General features: G+C 70.7%; 21 protein-coding genes. 10 read left to right on the top strand and 11 right to left on the bottom strand.

Annotation, left to right across the window (positions count from 1 at the left end):
* Together AV521_RS34025 and AV521_RS34020 are read right to left on the bottom strand one after the other, a co-directional pair.
* On the bottom strand, positions 1-753 hold a 753-nt coding region (locus AV521_RS34025), incomplete at its 3' end, for a carboxyl transferase domain-containing protein (RefSeq protein ID WP_305965206.1).
* Between the two features lie 154 nt (positions 754-907).
* Positions 908-3,238 carry a polysaccharide lyase 8 family protein gene (locus AV521_RS34020; RefSeq protein ID WP_076094008.1) on the bottom strand — a complete coding sequence of 777 codons (2,331 nt, stop codon included), beginning with the start codon at positions 3,236-3,238 and terminating at the stop codon, positions 908-910.
* Between the two features lie 178 nt (positions 3,239-3,416).
* On the opposite strand from AV521_RS34020, the gene AV521_RS34015 reads away from it, so the two are divergent.
* Positions 3,417-4,019, top strand: coding sequence for a YceI family protein (locus AV521_RS34015; RefSeq protein WP_076094007.1), 603 nt, complete (start codon positions 3,417-3,419; stop codon positions 4,017-4,019).
* Between the two features lie 94 nt (positions 4,020-4,113).
* Here the strand turns inward: AV521_RS34015 and AV521_RS34010 are convergent, their stop codons facing one another.
* A complete protein-coding gene (locus AV521_RS34010) occupies positions 4,114-5,667 on the bottom strand; it encodes a helix-turn-helix domain-containing protein (RefSeq protein WP_256725777.1) in 1,554 nt (517 codons plus the stop codon).
* A 354-nt stretch (positions 5,668-6,021) separates the two neighbouring features.
* Here AV521_RS34010 and AV521_RS34005 point away from each other — a divergent pair, with 354 nt between their 5' ends.
* From AV521_RS34005 to AV521_RS33985, 5 genes are all read left to right on the top strand, one after another.
* Positions 6,022-6,576 (top strand): RICIN domain-containing protein, encoded by a 555-nt coding sequence (locus AV521_RS34005; protein ID WP_079249526.1) that lies wholly within the window; start codon positions 6,022-6,024, stop codon positions 6,574-6,576.
* Positions 6,577-6,707: 131 nt separating this feature from the next.
* Complete coding sequence (locus AV521_RS34000; protein WP_076094003.1) at positions 6,708-7,079, top strand: hypothetical protein; 372 nt, start codon at positions 6,708-6,710, stop codon at positions 7,077-7,079.
* 10 nt (positions 7,080-7,089) lie between these two features.
* The gene (locus AV521_RS33995; RefSeq protein ID WP_076094000.1) at positions 7,090-7,467 is read left to right on the top strand and encodes a hypothetical protein; all 378 of its coding nucleotides are present in this window, start codon (positions 7,090-7,092) and stop codon (positions 7,465-7,467) included.
* Between the two features lie 12 nt (positions 7,468-7,479).
* A complete protein-coding gene (locus tag AV521_RS33990) occupies positions 7,480-7,851 on the top strand; it encodes a hypothetical protein (protein WP_076093998.1) in 372 nt (123 codons plus the stop codon).
* 37 nt (positions 7,852-7,888) lie between these two features.
* The gene (locus tag AV521_RS33985; protein ID WP_076093996.1) at positions 7,889-8,248 is read left to right on the top strand and encodes a hypothetical protein; all 360 of its coding nucleotides are present in this window, start codon (positions 7,889-7,891) and stop codon (positions 8,246-8,248) included.
* A gap of 108 nt (positions 8,249-8,356) precedes the next feature.
* On the opposite strand, the gene AV521_RS33980 is transcribed toward AV521_RS33985, so the two are convergent.
* Positions 8,357-8,632 (bottom strand): hypothetical protein, encoded by a 276-nt coding sequence (locus AV521_RS33980; RefSeq protein WP_076093994.1) that lies wholly within the window; start codon positions 8,630-8,632, stop codon positions 8,357-8,359.
* Positions 8,633-8,971: 339 nt separating this feature from the next.
* Here AV521_RS33980 and AV521_RS33975 point away from each other — a divergent pair, with 339 nt between their 5' ends.
* Both AV521_RS33975 and AV521_RS33970 read left to right on the top strand, forming a co-directional pair.
* Positions 8,972-9,637, top strand: coding sequence for a DUF4097 family beta strand repeat-containing protein (locus AV521_RS33975; protein ID WP_076093992.1), 666 nt, complete (start codon positions 8,972-8,974; stop codon positions 9,635-9,637).
* Positions 9,638-9,744: 107 nt separating this feature from the next.
* Positions 9,745-12,021 (top strand): DPP IV N-terminal domain-containing protein, encoded by a 2,277-nt coding sequence (locus tag AV521_RS33970; RefSeq protein WP_076093990.1) that lies wholly within the window; start codon positions 9,745-9,747, stop codon positions 12,019-12,021.
* Between the two features lie 15 nt (positions 12,022-12,036).
* On the opposite strand, the gene AV521_RS33965 is transcribed toward AV521_RS33970, so the two are convergent.
* Both AV521_RS33965 and AV521_RS33960 read right to left on the bottom strand, forming a co-directional pair.
* Entirely contained in the window at positions 12,037-13,389 is a 1,353-nt protein-coding gene (locus AV521_RS33965; RefSeq protein ID WP_076093988.1) for a hypothetical protein, read from the bottom strand.
* Between the two features lie 49 nt (positions 13,390-13,438).
* Positions 13,439-16,462 (bottom strand): carbohydrate binding domain-containing protein, encoded by a 3,024-nt coding sequence (locus tag AV521_RS33960; RefSeq protein ID WP_076093986.1) that lies wholly within the window; start codon positions 16,460-16,462, stop codon positions 13,439-13,441.
* Positions 16,463-16,629: 167 nt separating this feature from the next.
* On the opposite strand from AV521_RS33960, the gene AV521_RS33955 reads away from it, so the two are divergent.
* Together AV521_RS33955 and AV521_RS33950 are read left to right on the top strand one after the other, a co-directional pair.
* Positions 16,630-18,498: a ricin-type beta-trefoil lectin domain protein gene (locus AV521_RS33955; protein WP_076093984.1), complete on the top strand. Its 1,869-nt coding sequence runs from the start codon at positions 16,630-16,632 to the stop codon at positions 18,496-18,498.
* Positions 18,499-18,601: 103 nt separating this feature from the next.
* Positions 18,602-19,201 (top strand): GPP34 family phosphoprotein, encoded by a 600-nt coding sequence (locus AV521_RS33950; RefSeq protein WP_076093982.1) that lies wholly within the window; start codon positions 18,602-18,604, stop codon positions 19,199-19,201.
* A gap of 28 nt (positions 19,202-19,229) precedes the next feature.
* Here AV521_RS33950 and AV521_RS33945 read toward each other — a convergent pair whose 3' ends face one another.
* The 5 genes from AV521_RS33945 to AV521_RS33920 all read right to left on the bottom strand — a co-directional run bounded on the left by AV521_RS33945 (position 19,230) and on the right by AV521_RS33920 (position 24,572).
* A complete protein-coding gene (locus AV521_RS33945) occupies positions 19,230-19,613 on the bottom strand; it encodes a VOC family protein (protein WP_076093980.1) in 384 nt (127 codons plus the stop codon).
* 13 nt (positions 19,614-19,626) lie between these two features.
* On the bottom strand, positions 19,627-21,237 hold the full coding sequence (gene cimA, locus AV521_RS33940) for a citramalate synthase (protein WP_076093979.1): 1,611 nt from the start codon (positions 21,235-21,237) through the stop codon (positions 19,627-19,629).
* A 289-nt stretch (positions 21,238-21,526) separates the two neighbouring features.
* A complete protein-coding gene (locus tag AV521_RS33930) occupies positions 21,527-22,849 on the bottom strand; it encodes an MFS transporter (RefSeq protein ID WP_076093976.1) in 1,323 nt (440 codons plus the stop codon).
* A 54-nt stretch (positions 22,850-22,903) separates the two neighbouring features.
* Positions 22,904-23,512 carry a TetR/AcrR family transcriptional regulator gene (locus AV521_RS33925; protein ID WP_076093974.1) on the bottom strand — a complete coding sequence of 203 codons (609 nt, stop codon included), beginning with the start codon at positions 23,510-23,512 and terminating at the stop codon, positions 22,904-22,906.
* Positions 23,513-23,531: 19 nt separating this feature from the next.
* Positions 23,532-24,572 (bottom strand): agmatine/peptidylarginine deiminase, encoded by a 1,041-nt coding sequence (locus tag AV521_RS33920; protein ID WP_076093972.1) that lies wholly within the window; start codon positions 24,570-24,572, stop codon positions 23,532-23,534.
* Between the last annotated feature and the right edge of the window lie 7 nt (positions 24,573-24,579).

The raw sequence follows: 24,579 nt of genomic DNA, 5'->3' as shown, positions 1-24,579 counted from the left end.
GCAGGTCTCCTCGTCGTCGTACGCGAAGTGGCAGACGCCGGAGGTCTCCGCGTGGACGTCCGCGCCGCCCAGGCCGTTCTGGGAGATCTCCTCGCCGGTGACCGCCTTGACCACGTCCGGGCCGGTGATGAACATCTGCGAGGTCTCGCGGACCATGAACACGAAGTCCGTCAGGGCGGGCGAGTACGCGGCGCCCCCCGCACACGGGCCGAGCATCACGCTGATCTGCGGGATGACACCGGACGCCCTGGTGTTGCGCTGGAAGATGCCGCCGTACCCGGCGAGCGCCGAGACACCCTCCTGGATACGGGCGCCCGCGCCGTCGTTCAGGGAGACCAGCGGCGCACCGGCCGCGATGGCCATGTCCATGATCTTGTGGATCTTGGTGGCGTGGGCCTCGCCCAGCGCGCCGCCGAAGATCCGGAAGTCATGCGCGTAGACGAAGACCGTACGGCCCTCGACCGTGCCCCAGCCGGTGATGACACCATCGGTGTACGGCTTCTTCGCCTCCAGGCCGAAACCGGTCGCCCGGTGCCGGCGCAGCTGCTCGACCTCCTGGAAGGACTCCGGGTCCAGGAGCAGCTCGATCCGCTCCCGCGCGGTCAGCTTGCCCTTGGCGTGCTGCGCCTCGGTCGCCTTCTCGCTCGGGCCCGCCACGGCCTGGGCACGAACGTCGTGCAGCTCGGCGACCCGTCCGCGCGCGTCCGCCGGCTCGCCGGTCGGCTCACCCGTCGTCTCTTCCAAAACGGTCATGTAGCGACCTTACGAAGGACACCAAGGAAAGCGAGCCGTCGACTCCGTACAGTCTCCGGCCCGTTTTCCTGGTACCAGTGAACAGAACCTTGGCCGTGTGCAGCCTTTCCGACTGCTCACAGGGCGTCGGCGTTGTAAGGGGGCCACAAAGGTGTCACCGGAGAGCCACCTCACATTCGTGGCTGGCGCATGCCATCCCCGGAGTGACACGGAGCCTCAGACACCGGCTCGCGGACAGGATCTCCACGCCGTCACCGGTCCGGGTCACCGCCCGCACCGGCCGGTCCCAGACGATCTCCAGCGGCTCGCCCGTTCGGGGCGGCTCACTCACCCGGAGGGTGGCCGAACGGCCCCGGCGCACGACGAGCATGCTCGCGCCTGCCGAGACGGCCAGATCCCCCACCGTACCGGCCCGCCAGAAGTTGGCTCCGGTCAGCCCCAGCCGGGGCACGGCGACGGCCTGCGCCGCGGTGTCGTTGGCGAGGATCAACAGCCGGGGGCGGCCGGTGGCCCGGGCGGCGGTCTCGGCGGCGGAGGCCCCGGGCAGCAGGACGTAGACATAGCCGGCGCCCGCCGGGTCGGTGCCGTGGTCGAGCCACAAGGTCTGCCAGCGCCGGGTGCGCCGCTCGGCCGTACCCCCGGTGTTGATGTCGGACCATGCGCCGGTGCGGTCCTCGCGCAGGGTGTGCAGCTCGCCTCCGCACGGCAGGATCCAGCCACCGTGCTCGGCCAGGTGAGCCCAGTCCCGGCCCCGTACGAAGGTCTGGGTGCCGCTCTCGCCCAGGTTGCGGTTGTCCACGACCGTCTCGACCGGGACGCCGTCGGCGCAGCTGATCCCGGCGCCGAGGCAGACCACGGCGTCGTCGAGGAAGAACCAGGACTTGCGGGCCCGGAGGGTGGAGCCGAGGCCTTGCAGATGCTGTCCGACGGCCGCGTACCGGCCGTCCGTGACCCCGCCCACCCAGCGCACGTCCGGCTTGGGCTCGCCCCACTCGCCGCCGGCCCGGTCGGGCAGCCGCCTGGTGGAGACGGTGGTGCCGGGCAGCCGGTACCAGTCCACGGTCGGCCAGAACCAGTCCGTGTATTGATCGGACCGACCGCCGGCCCCTTCCGGCCACCAGTACAGCATCCCGGATCCGGTGTGCCAGCCGCGCGGGTTCTCGCCGTTCCCGCACTCGTAGTGGGCGATGCGGTCACTGGCCATGGAGAGGCCGGCGGTGAAGCGGGGCGCACGGTGGACGGCACGGTCCATGGCCGGGAAGAGCCGGTGGCCGAGGGGTTCCGGGGCCGGCGGGACGGACGAATCGGCGATGGCGTGGAGTCGCGCGAGATCGGCGACCTCGAACTGACCTGTCGTCAGCATCGGTGTCACGGTGTCCCGTTGGATCCACCCCTTCACCATTGCGTACCACCGCTGCCGCCGCTCCTCCCCCGCCCCGCCCGCGAGCAGCGCGATCGCGGCGATGAGCGCCCGCCCGTGGAAGTGGTCGCCGCGCATGAGGTGCAGGTCGTCGCCGCGGAGGTAACCCCGGCTGATGGCACGGCCGTTGACGCAGTCCATCACCAGGCCGTCATGGATCAGGGGCGCGAAGCCGTGCTCGACGGCGTCGAGGATGTGCTGCCGGGCGGGGTCGGTGACCTCCCACGGCGATCCGGCGAGCAGGGCGAACAGCCGCCCGAGGCCGTCGAGCAGGACCTGGCCGTACGTCCCCGAGTAGGCGACCCGGATGTGCTGGACGAAGGAACCGTCGGCGTAGAGCCCGTCGCCCCGGGTGACGTACGGGAAGACCGGCGTGAGCGCGTCCCGGGCGAGGGAGATACGGCCGGCGTCCCGGCCGAGGATGCCCCGCAGGGCGACGGAGCGGCACAGGTCGACGCGGTTGGCGCCGGTGGAGGTGCCGGAGTAGTCGGTGACCAGGGCGTCCGGGATGAAGTGGTCCACGGCCGCGCAGGCGGCGCCGACGCGGTCCGCGCCCAGCCGGTCGTACAGGGCGGCGGTGATGTCCAGGAGCAGCCGGGGGCTGCCGATCTGCCACTCCCACCAGTTGCCGTAGCGGCTGGTCGAGGGGTTGTAGGCGGTGGCGGAGAGATGGTCGAGACCGCGCAGTACGGCAGCGAGGAGCGCGGGGTCGCCGGTGGCGCCGGTGGCCGGTTGGACGTAGGCCTGGGCCATGGTCCACAGGCGGCCGTAGCCGAAGGTGATGCCGGACGGCGGGTCGAAGGGGCGCCCGGGCCAGAGGGAGCCGGTGGCCGGGGCCATGGTGGCCGCGAACTCGCTTGCCCGGGAGCCGAGTTGGGCGAGCCGGGAGGCGTAGGGTTCGACGCCGGGGTCGTAGCCGGCGCCGAGGGCGATGCCGAGCCAGCGGCGGCGCAGGGTGTCGTAGGGGTCGCCGTCGGCCCGGGCGCCGGAGGCCAGGGCAGGGATCGAGGCCAGTGCGGCGGCCAGCAGCAGCGCCCGCCGGGTCGCGCGCAGGGGACCGGTCATCGCCCGCTTCGCTCCCTCCGGATCGGCAGCCACCGCAGTTGTAGCAGAGCGCGCATGGCGTCACTCCGCGCAACGACGGAAATACGCTGCGGATGATGTTGAAAACCGGACCGATTGGGTCTACCTTCGAACTCGACGGATTCGTTTAACGTTCAACAGATACTCCCAGGAGCACGCCATGGGCATCTTCGGCCGCAAGGACAGCACCCCCGCGACCACCACCGCGCCGGCCGGCACCGGCCTGACCGCGCTGACCGGTGACTACACGATCGACCCCGCGCACACCACGATCGGTTTCACCGCCCGGCACGCCATGGTCACCAACGTCAAGGGCGGCTTCGACGACTTCACGGGCACACTGCACCTGGACGGGGCGGACCCCGGCAGGTCGACCGCGACGCTCGACGTCAGGATGGAGAGCATCGACACGGGCAACGCCGACCGCGACGGTCATCTGAAGTCGTCCGACTTCTTCAAGACCGACGAGTTTCCGACCATGACCTTCCGGTCCACCAAGGCGGAGGCCCTGGGCGGCGACGAGTACCGCATCACCGGCGACCTCTCGCTGCTCGGCGTGACCAAGCCGATCAGCATCGACCTGGAGTTCAACGGCGCCGCGAAGGACCCGTTCGGCAACGAGCGCGTCGGCTTCGAGGGAAAGACCGAGATCCTGCGCTCCGAGTGGGGGCTGACCTGGAACGCGGCGCTGGAGACCGGCGGCGTTCTGGTCTCCGACAAGATCAAGCTGAACTTCGACATCTCGGCGATCAAGAACGTGTGAGCCTCCGGTCTACCGCCACTTGGGACTTACGCGGCCCGCCTCAAGGCCGGCCCACCCAAGCCGCCCGCCTTCCCGGGGCTGCCCGCTCAGTTCGTCAGCCGTGCTCGCCGTTGGCCCGGTCGATGATGTGATGCGCCAGCCAGAGGTCGTACCTGGCGCTGGGCGATTGCTGGAGTGAGCGCTGCAGCAGCAGCTCGGCGCGGGCCAGGCGCTTGCGTACGGCTGGAGCCGTGATGCCCAGCGCGACGGCCGTCGGGGCGAGACGCGCGTCGTGGGCCAGCCAGGTGCGGACGGTGAGGCCGGTGGTCGGGTTGGCTACGGCGAGCGGTCGGAGAAAGGCCTCGGCCCAGTTCTCGGCCGTCGAGCCGGCAAGAAGGGTGTCCAGCTTGCGCGACACGACGGCCTCCGGTCCGGGCAGGACGGGCAGGCTTCGCAGCCGCAGCGCGAGGTGGGCGCAAGCCTGGCCGGGCAAGCGGTCGAGGGCGAGCCCGAGCAGCTTCTCGATGTGGTCGAGCCTGGCAGCGAGGGTGTTGCGGTGCACCTTGAGGTGGCGTGTGGCGGCGCCGCCGAAACTCAGCCAGGACTCCAAAGTGGCCAGGAGTTCCGCGCTCCCCGGGTCCGGCCGACGCGCGGGCACGTACTGGATGAGTGGCCGCAGCAGTCGTTCGGCCCAGGCCACGCCTCGCCGGCCCAGCAGTGGAGCCAGCTCGCCCAAGACACCGAACACAGCGAACCGGCCGGGTACCGAACGGGCGGCGGCAAGGGCGTGGAAGGCCTGTTCGTAGCCGAGAGCCGCGTTCTGCAGCGGGAGGACCCCGCTGACGCCCACCGAACACCCGCCCTGCGGCACATCCGGGTCCCCCATCGGCTCGCCGGGCGGAACAGCCCCCGGCGGCGATGCGCAGGCCGAGTGGTCCGGGGCGATGACCAGGAGATGGCGCGCGTACACCGGGCACGGCACGATCCAGCACTGGTCACCCACCTCGCGCAGCCAGCGCCGTACGAACTCCTCGCGCTGCCCGGCCGGGCCCTCGACCACACAGAAACGGATGGCGCGGGGCAGCGAGGGCCGCAGCACCTCCGCTGTCCGCCGCGCGGTCGCCACGTCACCCGCCATGAGCAGGTGGAGCACGGCCTCCCGGCCCTGGGCGTCCACAGCCTTCGAACGTCTTCGGTGACGTTCGGCCTCCTCGGCGCGTAGGCAGAGCCCAACGAGCCCGGCGGCATCGGCGATCAGCCTCGGCGCTTGCGTCACTTCGGAAGTGGGAACGACGAGCGCCAGAACCGGATCTCCGGCCGCCGACCCGGTGGTGACGAACAAGCCCGTGCGACCGCCGTCGTCGATCCGTGCCGATCCGGCACCCCGCGCCAGGAGCGCCGCGCCTTCGGCCGCAAGGACGAGCGCCGACTGTCCGCGCGACAACTCGCCGCGCGCGGTGGCCCTCAATACAGCACCGCCGGCGTCCAACAGGCCGGCCCAGCCACCGCTTCGCCGTGCCAGCCACGCCAGCAGCGCATCCGCGCCGCCGGAGCCGGTCGCCAGCCGATGCATGGCCAGGATGTCCTGCGTGCGGGCGGCAACCCACTCGGGATCCATGCCGCCGGCCGCTCTCTCGCACGCAAGCACCTCGTGCCCACGGACCGTCATCCATTCCCCCTGAATGATCCCCTGGACCGAACGATCCCCATAGCTCGGTCGGGAGCTATTTTGCCAGGTCCGGGGAGTGACGGGCGGAGCAAGGCCTTGCTGTGCACGTCGTTACCGCCGACCCCCGGTGACGCAGCAGGACAGCACTGTTCGCCTGTCATGGTCCTGGCTACGCTGCCGGTGTCGGCCGGGCCCACTGACCATGGGTCCGGCGGCTGTTGCGACGGGGGGACCTCAAGTCGCCGTGACAGCGACTGCGTGCACAGACCTGTCGCCCTCCTGCCCTCCCCTCTTCGCGGCACCACATGTACAGGGCCCGCGTCCTGCGGCGCGGACGGAAACGAATGAGGGGACATGGCAGCGAGACTGAGAAAGTCCGTGATGAAGGTCGCCGGAGTCGGCATCGCGACGCTCGGCCTGACACTCGGTTTGTCCGCCACCCAGGCCTCCGCCGCCAACCCGTACCACTGGTACATCAAGAACGCGGCGAGCGGGAAATGCCTGGAGATCCCCGGCGGCCATGACGAGAACGGCGCCCCGGCACAGCAGTGGACGTGCAACGGCGGCGACAACCAGAAGTGGACGGGGACGCAGCGTACGTACGGTGACGGTACCGTCGGCTGGCTGTACACGAACGACGAGAGCGGCAAGTGCCTTGAGGTGGCGGACTGGAGCGGATCCGCCGGAGCCGCGCTCCGCGTCTGGGACTGCCACGCCGGCGACAACCAGTGGTGGGACGACGTCAGTTACTCCACCGGGTTCGCCATGATCAACGACAACAGCAGGCTGGCTGCCGACATGCCCGGTTCCAGCCAGGCCGACGGCACGCAGGCCGTGCAGTGGTACCCCAAGATCGAGGGGCAGACCAGCACCGCCAACCAGCGCTGGATCTTCGAAAGTGCCAACTAGGCACGTCGCCGACCAGGCACATTCCGAGGGCTCTTGGGCCGTCCGCCCCTGCGCCGCGGCTGCCTCACCTGCCCCGGGGCTCCCTTCACCTGCCCCAGGGCCCCCTTCACCTGCTCCGATGGAGAGGAAACATGCTCGCGCGCCGCACAACCGCCTTCGTCAGGACCGGCGTTCTCGCCGCCACCGGCGCCGCCCTCACCGCCCTGTGCACCGGCACCTCATCCGCCGGCACCAACGGCCAGCAGATCCACTTCCGGGACCAGCGCGGTGACGTCTACTCCGTCTCCCTCTCCGGGACCAACCAGAACGGCGAGTCGGTCTCCCACTGCTTCGACACCCCCGGCCCCGACAACTACCTCTCCGGCTGGTGGTGGAAGGACGACCTGACCATCACCTGGTACCCCTCCGCCGGATGCGACGGCACCGCCATCGAGCCCAGCCCGGAGGTCTTCACCATCCCGCCCTCCCAGCCCTCCGACTGGTACCTGATCACCGACAAGTAAGGAGACCGGCGTGGGCATCAGGACGAGGATCGCCACAGGTACGGCCACTGCCGCTGCGGGAATCGCCGCTGTCCTCCTCAGCCCGGGAGCCGCGTTCGCCGGCACGAACGGCCAGCAGATCGAGTTCTTCGACAACATCGGCGACACCAACTCCGTCGTCGTCTCCGGAACCAACCAGAACGGCCAGTCGGTCTCCCACTGCTTCGACACCACCGGCCCCGACACCAGGTTCTACGGCTGGTGGTGGGCCGACACGACCACGCTCGACGAGTACGAGGGCCCCTGCGGCTCCGGCAGCACTCGCCTGCGCACCCAGATCATCGCCGTGCCCCGCACCCAGCCCGACAGCGACGGCGACTGGTGGCAGGTCAACAACTACATCGACTAGGAGAACCACCCCATGACCCTCAAGGCCAAGATCGCCAAGATCGGCGCCGTGGCCGCCGCCGGAACCGCCCTTGCCGTCCTCGGCTCCGGCTCCGCCTTCGCCGGGACCAACGGCCAGCAGATCGCCGTCCACAACTCCGACGCCACCATCAACAGCGTCTACATCCAGGGCGACAACCAGAACGGCGAGCTCACCGCCCACTGCTTCAACACGCCCCAGGGCGACACCTACATCTCGGACTGGTGGTGGGTCGAGACGACCGACTTCTTCGTCTACACCGGCCCCTGCGACTCCAGCGGCAACCCCACCGGCGACCGCCTCTTCAACAACACCGTCGACGTACCCCGCAACCAGGACTCCGACTGGACCTGGCTCAACTTCTGAACCGCCCCTCCTTCACCACCGAAAGGAACGTTTCACCATGACCGTCAAGACCGCCATAGCCAAGATCGGCGCTCTCGCCGCCACCGGCGCCGCCGTCACCGTCCTCGCTTCCGGCTCCGCCTTCGCCGGCACCAACGGCCAGCAACTGGAGTTCTACGACAAGCAGGGCGACACCAACGGCATCCAGGTCGCCGGATGGAATCAGAGCGGCGAGTACGTCACCCACTGCTTCTCGACCCCGAGCCGCGACAACCACCTCGACGGATGGTGGTGGGTGGGCGACCTCCACTGGATCGGCAACTCCAGCTCCGACTGCAGCGGCAACCCGACCACCCCTGAGCAGACCACCAAGGTCGAGCCGAACCAGCCCTCGGACTACTGGTTCATCACCCAGTGACCTCCGCCCCCAGCTCCGGGCCCGGCCCCTCGCCTCCGCAGCGAGGGGCCGTCCCCGTACTCGGGCCACGGAAGCTCGGCACCGTGCAGGAAACGGGCGGCCCCATGGTCACGCGAGAACTCGGCCCACGCTCACTTGCCCGGGTTCCGCTCTCCCACCCCCCACTTGTCCGCGCTTCGGGCGCTGAACCGACAGCAGCCACCACGCCGCCGCGACAAACAGGGTCGCGCCCACGGCTGTCGCGGCGAGGCGGGTCGGTAGCAGGCTCACCACGTCCTGGCCGAAGCAGCCAAGGAGCAGAGAGAGGGCGGTCGTCACCCCGGCCGCCCAGTAGGCGTGGCTGAGCGGGCGCAGCCACAGGGCGACGGTGAGGATCACGAACATCACCGGCCACCGACGCGGTGCCGGTGATGCCCGCGGCCGCCACACCGGTGGCCGGCAGCGTGCCCGCGGTCGCGCCGACGAATCACTCGACCCCCTTGCGCAGTACGTCCCTTCGGCCCCGGGGGCGGTCGGGACCCGGCGCCTCCGACATAGCGTTCACCCTCAATCCATTGCAACGAACGAAGTGTGAGGTGTTGCGTTAGATTCAAAACCGTTGCAACGATTTCTCGGCTTCTACCTGCAATGATGCTGATTCTGTACATCAAGCTCGTTGCCTGATTCATGAACGCAACGTAGCGTTTCTGGAGTCAGAAACAACGACCGCAGGAGGAGAGCACGATGCAGAAGTTCGACACCCCCACCCCGATCGCCGCCGTCCTCGACGTCCCCGCGGGGCGCGTCCAGTTCATCGCCGCCGACCGGGGCGACACCACGGTCGAGATCCTGCCCGCCAACGCCGCGAAGGGCCGCGATGTGAAGGCGGCGGAGCAGACCAAGGTCGAATACGGCGACGGCGTCCTGCGGATCGAGGTCCCGGCGGCGAAGAACCAGATCCTCGGCAACACCGGATCCATCGAGGTGACGGTCCAGTTGCCCGCCGGTTCCCGTATCGAGGCCAAGACCGCCTGCTGCGAACTCCGCGGCGTCGGCCGCCTCGGCGACGTCGTCTTCGAAGGCGCGTACCGTCAGATCAAGATCGACGAGGCCGCGAGCGTCCGCCTCACCGCGGTCGACGGCGATGTCGAGGTCGGCCGGCTGGGCGGCCCCGCGGAGATCAGCACCGCGAGGGGCGACATCCGGATCGCCGAGGCCGTGCGCGGCACGGTCGTCCTGCGCACCCAGTCCGGCGACATCTCGGTCACCGCCGCCGCCGGAGTCTCCGCCTCCCTGGACGCCGGCACCGGCCACGGCCGCGTCAGCAACGCCCTCAAGAACGACGGCACCGCCGAACTCGACATCCGCGCCACCACCTCCCACGGCGACATCACCGCCCGCAGCCTCTGAGCAGCACCCCTCATGGCCTGCCGACCCGGCCTCATCACCCCTGCCGTGATGGCGCCTCCGTGCCCTCACGGCGGGCTCAGTACCGAAACCGAGGAAGGACACAAGGAATGAGCACCACTCAGGACTACCAGGCCGCGGAGCAGCTCCTCCGCCGGCCCGCCCGCCCCGGCGAGCTCGTCGTCGGCGACAAGGTCAGGCCGCAGTGGATCGACTCGGGCGCCCGTTTCTGGTACGCGGTGAGCAACGGCGTCGGCCGGCGGTTCGTGCTGGTCGACCCGGCGGCCGGCACCCGCGAGCCGGCCTTCGACCACGTCCGGCTCGCCGCCGCGCTGGCCGCCGCCTCCGGGCAACCGGTCGGCCCCGAGGCCCTGCCGTTCCTGGCCATCGAACTGGCCGGGAACGCCGTGGAGTTCGACGCGTTCGGCGAGCACTGGCGCTGCCGCCTGGACGACTACGCCTGCGAGCGGGCCGAGTTCACATCGCCGGGCAACCCGCTGGAGGTGCCCTCACCCGACAAGAAGGTCGCGGTGTCCCGGCGGGGGCACGACCTGTGGGCGCGCTCGCTGTCCGACGGCCGCGAGTGGGCGCTGACCACCGACGGCGAGCCCGATCACGGGTACGGCTCCGGCCCGGACTGCATGAGCAACGGCACCCTGCTGCGCAAGTTCGGCCTGCCGCACCTGCCGCCCGCGGTGGCCTGGTCGCCCGACTCCACGAAGGTGCTGGCGCATCGGACCGACGAGCGCGGCGTCCGGCAGACCCACCTCGTGGAGGCCAGGCCCGCCGACGGCGGCGCGCCCCTCGTGCGCACCCACCGGTACGCCTACGCCGGGGACGAGAACATCCCGCAGGCCGAGCTGGTCGTACTCGACGTCGCCGAGGGCACGGTGGTCCGTGCGCGGACCGAGCCGCTGCTCATGCCGCAGTTGTCGCCGATCACGGCCAAGTGGGCGTGGTGGGCGGACGACAGCTCGGCGGTGTACTTCCTCAGCCAGCCCCGCGACATGCGCACGCTCACCCTGCACCGGCTGGACGCGGCCACCGGCGAGGTCACCACCGTTGTCAGCGAGACCGGGGCCACCCGGGTGGAGCCCAACCAGTGGCTGTACGAGCCGCCGATCGTGCGGGGGCTGGCCGGCGAGGTGCTGTGGTACTCGCAGCGGGACGGCTGGGGCCACCTGTACCGGTACGACCTGCGCACCGGCGCACTGCTCGGGCAGGTCACCTCCGGGCAGTGGGCGGTACGGCAGATCCTGTACGTCGACGAGGCCGAGCGGGTGGTGTACTTCACCGCCTCCGGGCTGGTCGCGGAGGATCCGTACCGGCGCACGGTGTGCCGGGTCGGTCTGGACGGCTCCGGCTTCGCCAAGGTCACCGACGACGGGCTGGACCACGTCGTCACCGTGCCGGACCACCCGGAGTACTTTCTCGACTCCGCGTCCGCCGTGGACACCCCGCCGGTGACCCGCGTCCGCGACTGGGCCGGGCGGGTGCTGGTCGAGCTGGAGCGGGCCGACATCGGCAAGCTCACCGCCCTCGGATGGACCCCGCCGGAACGGTTCCGCGTCAAGGCGGCCGACGGGGTGACGGACATCTACGGGGTGCTGTACCGGCCGCGGGGATTCGACCCCGCCCTGCGCTACCCGGTGGTGGACACCATCTACCCCGGCCCCCAGGTCAACCGGGTCGCCCCGTGCTTCGACCCCGGCGGAATGGGCCTCGACGCGGAACCCCTCGCGGCGCTGGGCTTCGTGGTGGTGGCGGTGGACGGGCGAGGCACACCGGGGCGGAGCAAGTCCTTCCACGACGCCTCCTACGGTCACCTGGCCGACGCGGGCCGCCTGGACGACCATGTCGCGGCGCTGCGGCAGCTGGCCGAGACCCGGCCGTGGCTGGACCTGGACCGCGTGGCCGCGTTCGGCCACTCCGGAGGCGGGTTCGCCGCGGTGCGGGCGCTGCTGGACTTCCCCGAGGTGTACCAGACCGGAGTCGCCCTCTCCGGATACCATGACGCCCGCTTCTTCAACCAGGCCTTCATCGAGGCCTACGACGGTGCGGACAACCCCGAGGCCTGGGCCCGTACCTCCAACGTGGACCTCGCGGACCGGCTGGCGGGCAAGCTGCTGCTCATCCACGGCGAACTGGACGACCAGGTCCACCCGGACCACACGCTGCGGCTGGCCGACCGGCTCATCGCCGCCGACAAGGACTTCGAGCTGCTCATCGTGCCGGGGGCCGAGCACATGTTCATCGACTGCCTGGCCTACGTCCGCAAGCGCTGCTGGGACTTCCTGGTGCGCGAGCTGACGGGCACCCAGCCACCCGCCTACCGCCCCGCACCCATCACCATCGGTCCCGAGCTGCTCGGCGACCTGTTCGCCTGAGCGGTGGGTGGGCGGTCAGAAGCCTCCGCCGAAGTCGCCGCCGCCGTCTCCTCCTCCCCCGTCGAACCCTCCGCCGTCCCCGAACCCGCCCCCGAAGTCACCGGCATCGAAGTCCGTGCCGGACACGTCACCGCCCTGGTAGTCGGCCCCGAAGTCGCCGTAGCCGGCGCCGTAGTCGGCCGCGTACGACGGGGTCGCCATCATGCTGCCGAGGAGGGTGCCGACGAGCAGGCCGGGCAGGATGCCGCCGCCGAAGTAGCCGCCCGCCCAGGGGCCGTAGGCGGGGCCCGCGTCCCAGTAGGGGCGGCGGCCCTGGTCCGTGTCGACCTCGCGGATCACCGGGTCGCGGCCGTCGGCGAGCCGGGTGGCGTCGGCCGCGCAGACGGGGACCTGGCGCGGGGCGCCGCCGGGCGGGGTCCAGGTGGCGTCGTTCACCGAGGGACCGTGGCGCGGGTCGAAGAAGCAGGGCGGGCGGCGTTCGGGCAGGGGGCGGCCCTCGCGGCGGGCAGCCAGCCGGGCCAGCGAGAAGCGGCCGTCCTCCAGCGCCTCGGTGACGGTGCGGACGTCCTCCGGGCGGCCCGCGGCGGCCATGCGCTGCTTGGCGGTCTCGTAGGCGTCCAGGGCGTGCTCGTAGTCGGCGCGCATCGCGTCGTCGGCGCCGGGCTCCCCCGGCTGGAAGTCGAGGCGGTCCAGTTCCTCGCCGAAGGCGGTGATGTCCTCGTCCACGACCACCCGCAGCCGGTCCAGGGCGGCCCGCTGCTCCTCCTCGTGGCGCCGGCGGTTGCGCCTGACCAGCGCATACGCGCCCGCGCCGCCGACGACCACCACCGCGCCGACCGCGACCAGGGCCGCGGTGGGTGTCCCGCCGCCGGAACCGCCGGCGCCCCAGCTCTTCGGGGCGTGGCCGCCCATGTTCGCGAGCGCGCGGTCGGTGAAGTCGGTCAGCTGGGCCTTGGCCGGTTCGCCCTGGACGCTCGTGACCAGGTTCTGCCGGGCCGTCGCCGACATGACGGAGGAGTCGGCGCGGGCGTCGAAGCGGTCGCCGAGGCGGATGCCGTACAGGCCGGTGATGCCGGTCGCCGCGCGCAGGTCGGAGAAGAGGTTCGCGGTCGGGTAGCCGGCTGGGAGGACCGCGATGAACAGGGGCTTGTTCGCGTCCTTGATGCGTTTGGCAAGCGCGTCGGCGTCCGCCTTGGGCAGCTGGGCCGAGGCGGCCGGGTCGACGTAGACCGGGCTCTTGCGGAGGGCCTGGGCGACGGTGGAGATGCTCGTGTCCGCTCTCGCCCCGGGCGCGAACGCGGTCGCCAGGACCAGGGCGAGGGCGGCCAGCAGCAGTGCTGGGAGGCTTCGGTTCCGCAAGGCCTTCATGCTCCCGAAACTACCCGAAGCCTCCCATAATTCGATATATGGGCGGGGGCTACGCCGCCCGGTACGCCTCCGTCAGCTTCTCCACCGCCTTCCCGTACCGGCCGGTCAGCAGCAGATGGCCGGCGTCCGCGAAGGGCTTCGCCACCGCCTGGGTCATCCGCCCGCCCGCCTTCTCCTGGACGAGCAGCCGCGCCTCGGTCACCAGCGCACGGCCTGCCCGGTCGTCGCCCTTGCGCTCGGCCGCCGTCGCCGCCGCGCCCAGCGCCTTCAGGGTGGCCGTACCGCCGCGCGGCACGTCGGTGAGCGTGGTCAGGCCCCAGCCGTAGGGGAACTGCGGGTCGTACGAGGTGTCACCCACGTTGATCGGGAGCTGGGACTCGGACTTCGGCCAGGTGACGGGGAGCTGTCCGGTGAAGGGGCGCGCGCCGTAGAGGACGTCGGCGACGCCCTCGCCCTCGGTGCCGGGCAGCCAGGACGCCACCAGTGCGTCGATCCCGCCGAGCCGGTCGCCGACGAGCTGCGGCCGGCCGGAGACGATCAGCACCGCGCACTTCATGGCCGCGCACACCTTGTCCACGGCCGCCTGGTCGGCCGCCGAGAGCTGCAGGCTGTGGCCGTTGCCGACATCGCCGACACCCTCGGCGTACGGGGTCTCGCCGACGACGACCACACCGACGTCGTAGCCGCCGGTCGGCGCGGAGGCGTCCTTGGAGTAGGTGACGTTCCCGCCGGCCTCGCGCATGCCCTGGAGGATGGTCGTGCCCTGGGTGTGGGTGCCGGACGCGCCCTGCCAGGTGATGGTCCAGCCGCCGGTCTGGTTGCCGAGGTCGTCGGCGTTGGACCCGGCGACGTACACCTTCTCGCTCTTCTTCAGCGGCAGCAGCCCGCCGCTGTTCTTCAGCAGCACCTGCGACTCGGCGGCGGCCCGGCGGGCGACCGCACGGTGGGCCGGGGAGCCGATGGCGGCGGCGCCGCTGGTGTCGGCGTAGGGGTGCTCGAAGAGGCCCAGCCTGAACTTCTGGGTGAGGATGCGGGAGACCGCGTCGTCGATCCGCGCCTCGCTGATCCGGCCCGCCTTCACCTCGTCGGCGAGCGTGGCGCCGAAGTCCTTGTAGCCGTACGGCACCATCATCATGTCGACACCCGCGTTCACCGCCGTGCGGACGTGGGCCGCGTAGTCGCCGGGGAGCTGGTCGATGGCGTTCCAGTCGCTGATGACGAAGCCGTCGAAGCCCATCCGGCCCTTCAGCTCGCCGTTGATCATGTCGCCGCGGGCGTGCATCTTCACCGCGCCCTTGCCGTCGCCGACGATGTCGAGGGAGGAGTACGACGGCATGACCGTGCCGATGCCCCGCCGGACGGCGCTCCTGTACGGCGCCAGGTGGATGTCCTCCAGCTGCTGCCGGGTGACCGTGGTGACGCCCTGGTCGATGGTGTAGGTGCCGGTGGTGGAGGAGCCGTAGGCGGTGCCGCCGTCACCGGCGAAGTGCTTGGCGGTGGCCAGCACCTTGTCGTTCCGGCTCAGATCCCGGCCGTCGGCCCGGCCCTGGAGGCCCTGGATCATGGTCTCCATGGACTGCACGAGGGCGGGGTCCTCGCCGAAGGACTCGTAGGAGCGGCCCCAGCGTTCGTCGCGGCTCACGCACAGACAGGGCGCGAAGTCCCAGGGGATGCCGGTGGCGCGGACTTCGGATGCCGTCACCGAGCCGGTCCTCTCGGCGAGTTGGGGGTCGCGGGTGGCGCCGATGCCGATGTTGTGCGGCATGATGGTGGCGCCGGCCAGGTTGTTGTGGCCGTGAACCGCGTCGACGCCGTAGATCAGCGGGATCTGGAGGCGGGTCGCCCGGGTGCGGAGCTGGAAGCCGTCGATCATCTTCGCCCAGGCCTCGGGGGTGTTGGGCGTGGGCGTGGAGCCGCCGCCGGACAGGAGCGAGCCGAGGGCGTATGTCGCGATGTCGCCCCCGCCCCCGACGGCGCCCCGCTCGGCCTGGGTCATCTGCCCGGCCTTCTCCTCCAGCGACATCCGGGACAGCAGGTCCGCGACGCGCCTCCGCACCGGCAACCCGGCGTTCAGATACGGCAGTCCGTGCGCGTCGATGACGATCTGCGGGGTCTCGGCGGGAGCCTTGGCGCCGGTGACCGTGAGCTTGAGCGGGATGGTCTTCGCGGATGCGGGAGCCTTGTTCTCGCGGGTGGGCACCTCGATGGTCCGCGTTGCCCCCGAGGCGGTGCCGGCCGGGAAGGTGAGCGTGCCTTCGGCCGGGGTGTAGTCCCGGCCGGCGGTGGCGGTGCCGCCGTCCGTCGTGTACGTGACCGTGACCGGGTCGTCGACGGGCCGGTCACCGGTCGTGGCCAGGGTGACCTTGACCTTGGCGGTGGCGCCCGCCCTGACGGGGCGGACGGGGGCGTCGGTGGTGACGGAGGCGCGCAGCGACTGGTCGGCCCTGCCGTACAACTCGACGTCGTCCATGGCGAAGTCGCCCTTGGTGCCGGCCGGGATGGTCACCGCGTAGCCCCACATCCGGGTGAGCCCGAGGACGTGGTCGATACCGCCGACGGGCTGGTAGTCGGTGCGGTACTGGAAGTCGGTGAAGGGGATCTCGATCCGCTTCCAGCCGGTGAAGTCGTCGGTGAAGGAGGTCGTCCAGAGCTCTGAGGCCTCGCCGTTCGCGCCGCCGTCCTTGATCTCGAAGGCGATCTTCCGGCCGTTGCCCCGGCCTTCCCACCAGAAGCGGATGCCCTGGTGGGCGGACCAGTCGTGGGCGGGCTGACCGGCGGCGAAGTCGTGGGTGAAGCCGCCGTAGCCGCTGATGTCGTAGCTGCCGGTGAGGACCTTGGCACCCTCGGGGGCGTCGGCGCGGTCGGTGAGGTGGAGGGTGGGCGGGTCGTCGGCGTCGCTTCCCCAGGTGAAGATGCCGTCGGCGGGCTGGGCGGCGAAGGGGACCTCGCCCTCGAAGCGGTCGACAGGCGTGGGCGCCGGGTCGTCGGCGGCGTGGGCGGCACCGGAGGTGGCGGACAGGGGCAGCAGGGCGGCGAGCAAGGCGCCGGAGACGAGCAGGGCGGTTCTTGGCATGGACCTTCCCTCGGCTCTCATGGTTCACTCATGGCTTAGATCAGGCCGTGAGTTAACTAACGGCTTCCCAACCCGTCAAGACGGCACGTCAGTTGTGCCGTTCCCCGCTCGGCACCTCGGTCGTGCCGAATCCCGCTCTGTCGACCCGAGAGGAAGGGCGACGCACCATGAGGAGGACCCCCCGCACGGTCCGGCTGGTGATGGCCGGGCTGCTCTCCGCCGCCGGCTTCACCGCCGCCGTACCCCCCGCCGCACACGCGGCCGGCGAGCAGGTCACCCCCTGGCTCACCACCACCGACGACTCCGGCGGCCGGCATGTCGTGCGGGGCCTGGAGGCGCAGACGCCGTTCGCGTTCCAGTCCGGCACGGGTGGCGGCGGCACGGACATCACCGTCGACGAGAACACCCGCTACCAGACCTTCACCGGCGGCGGCGCGTCCTTCACGGACACCGCGGCCTGGCTGATGAACAGCAGCGGCGCGCTGTCCCAGGCCACGCGGGACGCGACCATGCGCAAGCTGTTCTCGCCGACGGACGGCATCGGGCTGTCGTTCCTGCGCAATCCGATGGGCGCCTCGGACCTCGCGCGGTACGGCTACACGTACGACGACGTGCCGTCAGGGCAGACGGACCCGAACCTGCACAGCTTCTCGATCGCGCACGACCTGGCGGACGTGGTCCCGCTCACCAAGCAGGCGCTCCAGCTGAATCCCTCGCTCACGGTGCTGGCCTCACCGTGGACGGCCCCGGCCTGGATGAAGGACAGCGGTTCGCTCAACGGCGGCTGGCTGAAGGCCGAGGACTACGGGGCGTACGCCGGCTACTTCGTGAAGTACCTCCAGGCCTACAAGGACCAGGGGGTCGACGTCTCGTACGTGACCCCGCAGAACGAGCCGACCTGCTGCTCCGGCTATCCGTCGATGAGCTGGAACGCCGGCGGGATCGACTACTTCCTCAAGAACGACCTGCTGCCGCAGCTGCAGTCGGCGGGCCTGTCGGCCAAGGTCCTCGCGCACGACTGGAACTGGGACACCTACGACTCCTACGCGGCCCAGGCCGTGGACGACGCGGCGATCCGCAACCACCCCAACTTCGGCGGGATCGCCTGGCACGGGTACGGCGGTGATGTCACCAAGCAGTCCACCGTGCACGACCAGTACCCGTCGCTGGACGCGTTCGGCACCGAGCACTCCGGCGGCACCTGGATCGCCGACCAGCAGCGCGAGGACATGTCCAACATCATCGACTACACCCGCAACTGGGCGAAGTCGGTGACCAAGTGGTCGCTGGCCGTGGACCAGAACATGGGCCCGCACAACGGGGGGTGCGGCACCTGCACCGGGCTGATCACGGTGCACAACGGGGACGGCGCGAGCGGCACCGTGGACTACACCGTCGAGTACTACGACATGGGCCACCTGACCAAGTTCGTCCGGCCGGGCGCCCAGCGGATCGCGTCGACGGCGTCCACGACCGTGCCCAACGTAGCGTGGCGCAACCCGGACGGCAGCAAGGCGCTGATCGCCTACAACGACTCCTCCTCCGCCCAGACGGTGACGATCAACTGGGGGTCACAGCACGCCACTTACTCGCTGCCCGGCAAGACCTCGGCGACCTTCACCTGGTCCGGAACCCAGTCCGGCGACGGCGCGCGGACCGGCTCCTTCATCGGGCTGGCCGGCAAGTGCCTTGACGTGACGGGCGGTTCGAGCGCCAACGGTACGGCGGTGCAGCTCTACGACTGCAACGGCAGCGGCGCCCAGCAGTGGACCGTACAGGGAGACGGATCCGTACGAGCACTCGGAAAGTGCCTGGACGTGACGTCGGGTTCGACTGCGGACGGGGCGAAGGTCCAGCTGTACGACTGCAACGGCACCGGCGCGCAGCAGTGGTCCTACAACGCGTCCACCGGGGATGTCGTGAACCTCGCCGCGAACAAGTGTCTGGACGTGACGGACAACTCGTCGGCGAACGGGGCGCGGGCACAGATCTGGTCCTGCACGGGAGCCGCCAACCAGAAGTGGCACCTGCGGTAGCGCGGCCGTCAGGGGCCCGCGAAGGCCCGCTCGGCCGGGAAAGCGGGTCGTCCATGGGTGTCGCTGTGCTGCGGTTCGGTCGTGGGCGGCACATGGTAGGGGTATGACCACACCGCAGGATCTGTTCCTTGTCAGCCTGGACGTGCCCGGTGAGCGCCCTGTCGAGCAGGGGGATCTTTCGCTGGCGCTCGCGGGGGCCGAGTTGATCGATCTTCTCGGGGCCCGGGCGCTCCGGCTGGACGGTGAGCGCATCGTGCCCGGGCCGGTGCTGACCACGGGTGACCGAATGCTGGACGCGGCCGAGGCTGCGCTCGTGCGGTGGGAGCCGTACGAGACGGTGGAGGACTGGCTGTGGCGCCGGGGCGAGGGGCTGGCCGTGGCCTATCGCGATGACCTGGACGCTGACGGGCAGCTCTCCGGGAAGCCCCGTCGCTGGCCACGCCGGGCGGACAAGGCCACGGCGGCCGAAAGCCCGGCCCGGCAACACGCCGCCGACCGCTGGTGGTCCCATGAGCCGGTCCTCGCCGGGCTCGCCGCCACCCTGGGCGTCCAGGGCGAGCGGCCGCCCGAGGAGGAGCCCGGCGACGAGGCGGTCGTCACCGTGCTGGTCGCCGTCGGTGACGCGGTGACCGAGCTGGAGGCCGTACGCGAGCGGCGCCGTATCGAGAACGCCGCCTTCGACAACATCTGGCGGGCGCCCTGACTCCCCCGTCCTCTCCCCTCCGCCCCGACTACCGTGTCGGCTCGCCGATCCCCATCAGGTTGCCCTCGCTGTCGCGGAACCAGGCCGCGCGCTCGCCGCGGGCGCCCTTGCTCGGGTAGTTGCCCTCGATCTCGGCGATGCCGTCCCGGGTGTGGAAGCCGGGGGCGTTCACGTCCTCGAAGACCACGCCCCGGCGCCGTAGCTCCGTCACCACCGAATCCAGGTCGTCGACCTCGAACGCCATCTGGGTGAAGGTGCCGGGCGAGACGCCGGTGGAGCGGAAGACGGCGAAGTCGACGCCGCCGCAGCGGTACAGCAGCCCGCCGGGGCGTTCGTCCACCGGCTCCAGGCCGAGCTTCTCGGCATAGAAGCTCCGGGCCCGGGCCAGCGGATCGGTGTGCTCTGTGGTCATACCTCCACTGTGGCTACTCGGCCGGTTCCACGCCCGCCCGCAGCAGTCCGTACGTGTACGCGTCCTCCAGCGCCTGCCAGGAGGCGGCGATGACGTTCTCGGCGACGCCCACCGTGGACCACTCGCCGGAGCCGTCCGAGGTGGAGATCAGCACCCGGGTCGTGGACTGGGTGCCGTGCTTGCCCTCCAGGATGCGGACCTTGTAGTCGACCAGGTCCAGCTTGGCGAGCTGGGGGTAGATCGTTTCGAGCGCCACGCGCAGGGCGCGGTCGAGGGCGTTCACCGGGCCGTTGCCCTCCGCCGTGGCGACGATCCGCTCGCTCTTGGCCCACAGCTTGACCGTGGCCTCGTTGGCGTGGGTGCCGTCGGGGCGGTCCTCGACGATGGCCCGCCAGGACTCCACGTCGAAGTACTTCAGGGGCCTGCCCTCGACCTCGGCCCGCAGCAGCAGCTCGAAGCTCGCGTCCGCCGCCTCGTACGTGTAGCCCTTGAGCTCGCGTTCCTTGACGCGTTCCACCACCCGGCCGACCAGCTCGCGGTCGCCGCCCAGGTCGACGCCCAGCTCCTTGCCCTTCAGCTCCACCGACGCACGGCCCGCCATGTCGGAGACCAGCATGCGCATGGTGTTGCCGACCAGCTCGGGGTCGATGTGCTGGTAGAGGTCCGGATCGACCTTGATCGCGGAGGCGTGCAGCCCGGCCTTGTGCGCGAAGGCGGACACTCCCACATACGGCTGGTGCGTCGACGGCGTGAGGTTGACGACCTCGGCGATGGCGTGGGAGATACGGGTCGTCTCGCGGAGCTTGCCGTCGGGCAGCACCTTCTTGCCGTACTTCAGCTCCAGGGCCGCGACGACCGGGAAGAGGTTGGCGTTGCCGACGCGCTCGCCGTAGCCGTTGGCCGTGCACTGTACATGGGTCGCGCCGGCGTCCACGGCCGCCAGCGTGTTCGCCACCGCGCAGCCGGTGTCGTCCTGGGCGTGGATGCCGAGCCGGGCGCCCGTGTCGGCGAGGACGGTGGCGACGACCGCGTGGATCTGCGCGGGGAGCATGCCGCCGTTGGTGTCGCACAGGACGACCACGTCCGCGCCGGCCTCCGAAGCGGCCCGTACGACCGCCTTCGCGTACTCGGGGTTGGCGCGGTAGCCGTCGAAGAAGTGCTCGCAGTCCACGAAGACCCGGCGGCCCTGGTCCTTCAGGTACGACACCGTGTCGCGGACCATCTCCAGGTTCTCGTCCAGCGTGGTGCGCAGCGCCAGCTCCACATGCCGGTCGTGCGACTTGGCGACCAGCGTGATCACCGGGGCGCCGGACTCCAGCAGTGCGTTGACCTGGGGGTCCTCGGCGGCCTTGGCGCCGGCCCGGCGGGTGGCGCCGAAGGCGACCAGCTGGGCGCGGCGGAAGTCGATCTCGGCCTGGGCGCGGGCGAAGAACTCGGTGTCCCTGGGGTTCGCGCCGGGCCAGCCGCCCTCGATGAAGCCGACGCCGAAGTCGTCCAGGTGCCGGGCGATGGCGAGCTTGTCCGCGACGGTGAGGTTGATGCCCTCACGCTGCGCGCCGTCGCGCAGCGTGGTGTCGAAGACGTGGAACGAGTCGTCGAGCTCGCTGGTTGCCGTCTCGGTCATGGTCTCAAGGCTCCTGAATGTGGATCTTCGGTCTTACCGGAATGACCGGCTCCACCATCCCCCCAATGATCCCTCGCGCTCCGTTTCACCCGGCTGAAGGTGGGCCGGAAAACGAAAAAACCCCTCGCGGGTGCGAGAGGTCTGCGCGCGGGTCGAGGACGACGGTGGCCACCCGCACCTGGTCGTACGAGGTGGTCACTGCGGACCGGCGCGCCTGCTGCCAATAATCATGGCGAACGAGAGCACGGGGGCAGTCTGGCACAGCCCCGCCCCCGGCTCACCGGCCGTCTCAGGATGCGGTCGTCAGGCTGGACTCCCCGGATCCCGCTCCGGCTTCCTGACCGGCCCTCACCCGGGCCAGATCCAGATCCTTCGTCTCGCGCATGGTGACGTACACCACAAGGGATACGGCGGCACCGCCCGCCACGTACCAGAAGAAGCCCGACTCGATCCCGGCCTTCTTGAACCACAGGGCGACGTACTCCGCGGTGCCACCGAAGAGGGCGTTGCCGATGGCGTACGGCAGGGCCACGCCGAGCGCGCGGACGCCGGTCGGGAACAGCTCGGCCTTCACACAGGCGTTGATCGAGGTGTAGCCGGTGACGACGACCAGCGCGAGCAGGGCGAGGCCGAACGCCGGCCAGAAGCTGCCCGCGTGCCCCAGCAGGGTCATGATCGGCACGGTCAGGAAGGTGGAGCCGACCGCGAAGGTGATCAGCAGCGGACGGCGGCCGATCCGGTCGGACAGGGCGCCGGCGAGCGGCTGGAGGCAGGCGAAGACGATCAGTGCGCTGAAGGAGACGAGCGTCGCCGTCTGTTTGGACAGACCGGCCGAGTTGGACAGGTACTTCGTCAGATAGGTGGTGTACGTGTAGTACGCGACCGTGCCGCCCATGGTGAGGGCGATGACCAGGAACGCCTCCCGCTTGTGCCGCCACAGCGCGCGCAGGGTGCCGCGCTCCTCGGCGCGGGAGGCGTCCTCCTCGTACACCTCGGTCTCCAGCATGGTGCGGCGCAGATAGAAGATGATCGCCGCGCCGAGCGCGCCCACGATGAACGGGATGCGCCAGCCGTAGCTGTGCAGCGCGCTGTCGGACATGGTCCGCTGCAGGATGATCTGCAGTCCGAGGCCGGCGATCTGGCCGGCGGTCATCGAGACGTACTGGAAGCTGGAAGCGAATCCGCGCCGCTTCGGGTCCGAGGCCTCCGTGAGGTACGTGGCGCTGGCCGCGTACTCGCCTCCCACCGACAGGCCCTGCAGCAGGCGGGCGACGAGCAGCACGAGCACGCCGCCGTAGCCGGCGACGGCATAGGTCGGGGCGGCGGCGATGAGGATCGCCGAGGCCGACATCAGCGTGACGGTCAGCGTCAGCGCCGCCTTGCGGCCCTTGCGGTCGCCGACCCGGCCCAGCAGCCAGCCGCCCACCGGGCGCATGAAGAAGCCGACGGCGAAGATGCCGGCGGTGTTCATCAGCTGGGCGGTGGGATTGCCGCTCGGGAAGAACGCGCCGGCGAAATACGTGGCGAAGCTCGCGTACACGAACCAGTCGAACCACTCGACCATGTTCCCGGCCGACCCGACCCAGATCTTCTTCCAGTGTTGTCGTCCCATGCGCGGTTACCTGCCCGGCGCTGGAGGAAAGGATTCCTTTACCCGGTCGGGGTCTCAGGTGCCGGCGAGGAGTGCGTCCGCGATGAACTCCCGTACATGCGCGAGTACTTGCCCACGGCCGGTACCGCGCAGGCCGATGGCGACGTGAATCGAGAAGCCGTCGAGCAGCGCACGCAACCGCGCCGCGAAGCGATCGGCGTCCACCCTCCGGAACTCCCCCCGTGAAATCCCCTCGGCGATCAGCGCGACCAGATCGCGATGCCACGCACCCTCGATCGCGGCCTGGCGGGCTCGCGCCTCGTCGTCCGCGTTCTGCGAGCGGTTCCACACCTCCAGCCACAGCGTCCAGTGCGGATCACGGTGGCCGTCCGGGACGTACAGGTCCACGTAGGCGTCCAGGCGTTCGCGGGCCGGTCCGCCCCGGTCGAGCAGGCGGACGCGCTCCGCGCCCAGCCGGCCCTCGCTCCACTCCAGAGTCTGCAGCAGCAGTTCGTCCTTGGAGTGGAAGTAGTAAAGGAGATGGCCGCTGCTCATGCCCACCTCGCGGCCGAGCGCCGCCATGGTGAGCTTCTCCAGACCGCGCTCGGCGATCATGTCCATGGCGGCGGCGAGTACCTCCTCGCGCGGCGGCGCGTTCTTCCGCGCCCGTGCCGCACCGGCCATCTGTGACTCTCCTACATGTTCATGCCTTCGGCTGCTGCTGGGTGATGCAGTGGATGCCGCCCCCACCCGCAAAGATCGTACGCGCGTCCACCAGGGTCACCGTCCGCTCGGGGAACAGCCGGCGGAAGATCCCGGCCGCGATCTCGTCGCGCGGGTCGTCGAAGCCGCACAGCACCAGGCCGCCGTTGCAGATGTAGTGGTTGATGTAGGAGTAGTCGGCCCAGTGGCCGTCGGCCTCCAGGACGGTCGGGGCGGGGACCTCGACGACCTCCAGCTTGCGGCCGCGCGCGTCGGTCGCCGACCTCAGCAGGCCGATGACCTCCTTGGTGACCTCGAAGTCGGGGTGGGCGGGGTCGGGCTGGTGATGGGCGACGACCACGCCGGGGCGGGCGAAAGCGGCGACGATGTCGACGTGGCCCAGGGTGCCGAAGCCGAAGGGCGGATAGTCGCCGGTGAGGCCGCGCGGCAGCCAGATCGCCTTCCCCGTGCCGAGGTGGGCGTGGATCTCGGCCTCCACCTCCGCGCGCGACCAGTGCGGGTTGCGCTCCGGGCCCAGCTGGACCGTCTCCGTCAGCAGCACGGTGCCCTCGCCGTCGACGTGGATCGCACCGCCCTCGTTGACCAGCTTCGAGGCGTACGTCTTCGCGCCCGCGAGGTCGCAGACATACGCGGCGATCTTCGAGTCGTGCTCCCAGCGCGCCCAGTCCTGGGCGCCCCAGCCGTTGAACGTCCAGTCCACGGCGGCCAGTTCGCCCTTGCCGTCGGTGAGGAAGGTGGGGCCGATGTCCCGCATCCAGGCGTCGTCCAGCTCCCGCTCGACGGTGTCGATGCCGGGGCCGAGCAGCGCCTGCGCCTCGGCGGACTGGCCGGGGCCGCACACCACGGTCACCGGCTCGAAGCGGCGGATCGCGCGGGCCACGGACGCCCAGGCACCCCGGGAGGCGGCGAGGTCCTCGGGGTCGTCGAAGGTGGGGTTGGGGCCCGGCCACGCCATCCAGGTGCGCTCGTGCGGGGTCCACTCGGCGGGCATACGGAAGCCGTCGGCGGCGGGGGTGGTCATGTGAGTT

Origin of the sequence: Streptomyces sp. IMTB 2501, assembly GCF_001953885.1 — a bacterium.
In the GTDB taxonomy this organism is placed as follows: Bacteria; Actinomycetota; Actinomycetes; order Streptomycetales; family Streptomycetaceae; genus Streptomyces.
Note: the sequence above shows the minus strand (reverse complement) of the source record. Positions and strands in the feature narration are given on the sequence as shown.

Bases quoted from the DNA above. Each gene is read 5' to 3' on its own strand.
- AV521_RS34020 (WP_076094008.1), bottom strand. From the start codon at position 3,238: ATGACCGGTCCCCTGCGCGCGACCCGGCGGGCGCTGCTGCTGGCCGCC.
- AV521_RS34015 (WP_076094007.1), top strand. From the start codon at position 3,417: ATGGGCATCTTCGGCCGCAAGGACAGCACCCCCGCGACCACCACCGCG.
- AV521_RS34010 (WP_256725777.1), bottom strand. From the start codon at position 5,667: ATGACGGTCCGTGGGCACGAGGTGCTTGCGTGCGAGAGAGCGGCCGGC.
- AV521_RS34005 (WP_079249526.1), top strand. From the start codon at position 6,022: ATGGCAGCGAGACTGAGAAAGTCCGTGATGAAGGTCGCCGGAGTCGGC.
- AV521_RS34000 (WP_076094003.1), top strand. From the start codon at position 6,708: ATGCTCGCGCGCCGCACAACCGCCTTCGTCAGGACCGGCGTTCTCGCC.
- AV521_RS33990 (WP_076093998.1), top strand. From the start codon at position 7,480: ATGACCCTCAAGGCCAAGATCGCCAAGATCGGCGCCGTGGCCGCCGCC.
- AV521_RS33985 (WP_076093996.1), top strand. From the start codon at position 7,889: ATGACCGTCAAGACCGCCATAGCCAAGATCGGCGCTCTCGCCGCCACC.
- AV521_RS33980 (WP_076093994.1), bottom strand. From the start codon at position 8,632: ATGTTCGTGATCCTCACCGTCGCCCTGTGGCTGCGCCCGCTCAGCCAC.
- AV521_RS33975 (WP_076093992.1), top strand. From the start codon at position 8,972: ATGCAGAAGTTCGACACCCCCACCCCGATCGCCGCCGTCCTCGACGTC.
- AV521_RS33970 (WP_076093990.1), top strand. From the start codon at position 9,745: ATGAGCACCACTCAGGACTACCAGGCCGCGGAGCAGCTCCTCCGCCGG.
- AV521_RS33965 (WP_076093988.1), bottom strand. From the start codon at position 13,389: ATGAAGGCCTTGCGGAACCGAAGCCTCCCAGCACTGCTGCTGGCCGCC.
- AV521_RS33960 (WP_076093986.1), bottom strand. From the start codon at position 16,462: ATGCCAAGAACCGCCCTGCTCGTCTCCGGCGCCTTGCTCGCCGCCCTG.
- AV521_RS33955 (WP_076093984.1), top strand. From the start codon at position 16,630: ATGAGGAGGACCCCCCGCACGGTCCGGCTGGTGATGGCCGGGCTGCTC.
- AV521_RS33950 (WP_076093982.1), top strand. From the start codon at position 18,602: ATGACCACACCGCAGGATCTGTTCCTTGTCAGCCTGGACGTGCCCGGT.
- AV521_RS33945 (WP_076093980.1), bottom strand. From the start codon at position 19,613: ATGACCACAGAGCACACCGATCCGCTGGCCCGGGCCCGGAGCTTCTAT.
- cimA (WP_076093979.1), bottom strand. From the start codon at position 21,237: ATGACCGAGACGGCAACCAGCGAGCTCGACGACTCGTTCCACGTCTTC.
- AV521_RS33930 (WP_076093976.1), bottom strand. From the start codon at position 22,849: ATGGGACGACAACACTGGAAGAAGATCTGGGTCGGGTCGGCCGGGAAC.
- AV521_RS33925 (WP_076093974.1), bottom strand. From the start codon at position 23,512: ATGGCCGGTGCGGCACGGGCGCGGAAGAACGCGCCGCCGCGCGAGGAG.
- AV521_RS33920 (WP_076093972.1), bottom strand. From the start codon at position 24,572: ATGACCACCCCCGCCGCCGACGGCTTCCGTATGCCCGCCGAGTGGACC.